Origin of the sequence: Streptomyces sp. WAC05292, from assembly GCF_003949955.1 — a bacterium.
Taxonomy (GTDB): domain Bacteria; phylum Actinomycetota; class Actinomycetes; order Streptomycetales; family Streptomycetaceae; genus Streptomyces; species Streptomyces globosus.
Window position 1 is genome coordinate 1 of the sequence record NZ_RPSE01000529.1, and the last position, 3406, is coordinate 3406.

Genomic DNA, 3406 nt, shown 5'->3' on the forward strand with positions numbered 1-3406 from the left:
GCCGCCGCCGTCATGGGCCAGCTCCGCACCGCCGTCCGCGCCTACGCCCGCCTCGACCTCCCGCCGCACGAGGTGCTCCAGCTCCTCGACGGCCTGGCCGCCGAGATCGACGCCAGCCAGATCGCCACCTGCGTGTACGCCGTCCACGACCCCAACGAGGGCCTCCTCGCGTACGCCTCCGCGGGCCACCTGCCGATCCTCGTCCGCGACTCCGACGGCGTCGTACGCCGCGCCGCGGAGCCCACCGGCCCGCCGCTCGGCACCGGCGGCTGGCTCCACGCCTCCGGCACCATCGCCCTGGGCCCCGGATCGACCGCCGTCCTCTACACCGACGGCCTCGTCGAGCGCCGCGGCGAGGACATCGACGAGGGCGTCGCCTCCCTGGAGCGCGCCCTCGCCGGCGCGCAGGGCAGCCCGTCCGTCATCTGCGACCGCCTGATGCGCGCCCTCGGCGTGGACGCCGACCACGACGACGACGTCGCCGTGATGGTCCTCCAGCAGCCGGACCGGACCGGTCCGGAGGCCGAGCTCTTCCACAACGCCGCCCTCGACCTCCTCGGCGGCATCGAGGCGGCCCCGCGCGCCCGCGCCTTCGCGCAGGGCGTCCTCAGCTCCTGGCGCTTCCCCGTGGAACTGTGCGACCTGGGCGTCCTCGCGGCGAGCGAGCTCGTGGCGAACTCCCTCCAGCACGGCACGCCGCCGATGAGCCTGCGCCTGCGCCGCACCGACCGCCGCCTGATCGTGGAGGTCACCGACGGCGACGACCACCTGCCGCGCCGCCGCCGCGCCGAGCCGGGCGACGAGACCGGCCGCGGCATCGCCATCGTCGCGACGATCGCCTCGTCCTGGGGCTCCCGCCGCACCCCGGGCGGCGGGAAGGCCGTCTGGTGCGAGTTCGCCCTCCCGGACAAGCCGCCCGCCGGCTGACGGGAGGAACGGCTGAGGGCCCGGTCCGAACGGACCGGGCCCCGGTGACGCGCGCCTGACGGCTGCCTACGCAGCGACCGGCGCGGCAGGGGCGGCCTTCACGGCCACGGCCTGCGGAGCGCCCTTGAGCAGCGACGGCTGGTCCTGCGCCGGCGCCAGCTCGCGGCCGAGCCGCAGCGCCAGCACCGCGATGCCCAGCGAGACCGCGACGAACACGGCGACGTACAGCATTGGGGCGCCCGCACCCAGCGGCACACCGAGCGGCCCGAGCGCCAGCGCCAGCTGCTTGACCAGGGCGAAAGCCGAGTTGTACTGGCCGACCGAACCCTCCGGCGCCAGATCGGCGACCAGCGGCGCGAGGGTCGGGGACAGCATCGCCTCGCCGATCCCGAAGAGCGCGTACGTAGTGACGAACGCGGCGGCCGCCGCGAAGGCACCCCCGTGGCCCAGCCCGGAGAACCCGGCGATCAGCCACGCCACGGTCCAGATCAGCCCGACCAGCGCGATCACCCGGGAACGGCGGCGCCGCTCCACGAGCCTCAGGACGGCGAACTGCGCGACGACGATCGCCCCGGTGTTGGCCGCCAGCGCGAAGCCCAGCGTGGACGGCGAGATCCGCGCCGCCTCGGTGCCGAATGCGGCGAGCCCCGACTCGAACTGCCCGTAGCAGGCGAAGAAGATCACGAAACCGATGACGAGCAGCTTGGCCATGGCCCGGTGCCGGACCATCCGCTTCCAGCCGCCGCCGGCCTGCGCCGGGTCCCGCGGCACGGCGTCCTTGATGCTCGGCGCGTGCGGCATCCGCACGGTGAGGATGACGCCGGCGAGGACCAGGAACATCACGGCCTCGATGCCGAAGAGCAGGGTGAAGCTGCCCGGCCGGCTCTCGTCGACGATCTGGCCGCCGATGAGGCCGCCTATGCCGAGGCCGAGGTTCTGCATGAAGAACTGGAGGGCGAAGGCCCTGGTCCGCGTCCCCGGGGTGGAGCACCACACGATCATCGTGGCGAGCGCCGGCTGCATGACGGCCTGCCCGGCGCCCAGCGCGAGCGCGGAGAGCAGGATCGGCACGAGCCCGTCGGAGAGGCCGAGGGCCAGCGCTCCGACGGAGGCGGCGAGGGCCGCTCCGATGACGACGGGAACGGGACCGCGGCGGTCGATGACGCGACCCGTGAAGGGCAGGGCGACCAGGGCGCTGACGGCGAAGGCGACGAACGCGCTGGTCGCCGCCATGGAGCCGAGGCCCCGCACCTGCGCCACGTAGATGTAGAGGAACGGAACCGTGAAGCCGATGCCGAACGCCGTCAGCGCGTTGCCGGCCTGGATCCGCCGCATCGCGGCGCCCATCACCTTGGTCACTTCTCACCTGCCCGAGATCACTGAAGCCTGAAGACTTCACAGCTAAAATTCAACGCTTAAGAGTACACATCGAAGGAGTTAGACGCCAACGCGCCCGTGCGATACTTCGGACCATGGGTGACACCGCCGACGGCCTCCAGCCCGTCCCCGAGCCGAGCCTCGACGAGCAGATCGCCGTCTACCAGCGCGAGTTCCAGGACCTCGATCCCCAGGTGGAGAAGGTCGTCTCGGCGCTGAGCCGGCTGAACCGCCGCATGAACGTGGCGTACGGGCGCCAGACCGCCGCCCTCGGCATCAGCAACGCCGAGTGGGAGGTCCTCAAGGCCCTCGTCATCTCCGGAGCCCCGTACCGCATGGGCCCGAGCGAACTCGCGAAGCAGCTGGGCCTGACTCCGGCCGCGATGACCCACCGCATCGACCGCATGACGGCGGAGGGGCTCGTCACCCGCGAGCGGGACGAGTCGAACAGGGTGCGCGTGATCGTGGAGCTCACCGCCGAGGGCCGCAGCAAGTGGCTCGACGCGATGCGCGCGGCGACGATCTTCGAGGAGGACCTCCTCCAGGACCTCTCCACGAAGGAGCGGGGTGTCCTGGGCGACATGCTCACGCGCCTGCTGGACCGGGTGGAAGACCTCCAGTCGCGCAACTGACAGGCCCGCACCAGGGGGGTTGACACGACCCTCCTGGATCCGTAAAGTTCTGCGGGTTGTCCCAGAGCCGGAAGGTTTTGGGCGCAACTATCCGCCGCCTCGTCGCGGCACCCAACTCAGCACGATCTCCCACCGGGAGTGAATTCGGCGTGCCCGAATTCCCACCCGAAGGCCGATTAGGAATCGACCGGGAAATCCACTAGAGTTCTGGGAGTCGGAAGGGCCCAACAGCCCGGAAGACAAGCCCCGCTGACTGGGGGTCAGGCCCGAAAGGATCTGATAGAGTCGGAAACGAAGAACGAAAGCCCGGAGGAAAGCCCCAGTAAGCAATTACTGCGGTGAGTACGAAGGAAGCGTCCGTTCCTTGAGAACTCAACAGCGTGCCAAAAATCAACGCCAGAAGTTGATACCCCGTCCACTTCGGTGGATGAGGTTCCTTTGAAAAAGACCTGCGGGGCTGCTCCGGTAGC

The 3406-nt window shown here is 70.8% G+C and carries 4 protein-coding genes; 2 read left to right on the forward strand and 2 right to left on the reverse strand.

Translation table 11 applies throughout. The features are described from left to right. The coding region (locus EF903_RS30465) for an ATP-binding SpoIIE family protein phosphatase (protein ID WP_148142615.1) at nucleotides 1–927 on the forward strand (927 nt) is incomplete at its 5' end. 66 nt (nucleotides 928–993) lie between these two features. Here the strand turns inward: EF903_RS30465 and EF903_RS30470 are convergent. After that, nucleotides 994–2274: an MFS transporter gene (locus EF903_RS30470; protein ID WP_185902907.1), complete on the reverse strand. Its 1281-nt coding sequence runs from the start codon at nucleotides 2272–2274 to the stop codon at nucleotides 994–996. 125 nt (nucleotides 2275–2399) lie between these two features. Here EF903_RS30470 and EF903_RS30475 point away from each other — a divergent pair, with 125 nt between their 5' ends. Further along, nucleotides 2400–2936, forward strand: a complete 537-nt coding sequence (locus EF903_RS30475; RefSeq protein ID WP_125548218.1) for a MarR family winged helix-turn-helix transcriptional regulator — start codon at nucleotides 2400–2402, stop codon at nucleotides 2934–2936. A gap of 260 nt (nucleotides 2937–3196) precedes the next feature. On the opposite strand, the gene EF903_RS34865 is transcribed toward EF903_RS30475, so the two are convergent. Beyond that, a partial coding sequence (locus EF903_RS34865) for a hypothetical protein (protein WP_221888799.1) occupies nucleotides 3197–3406 on the reverse strand: 210 nt, incomplete at its 5' end.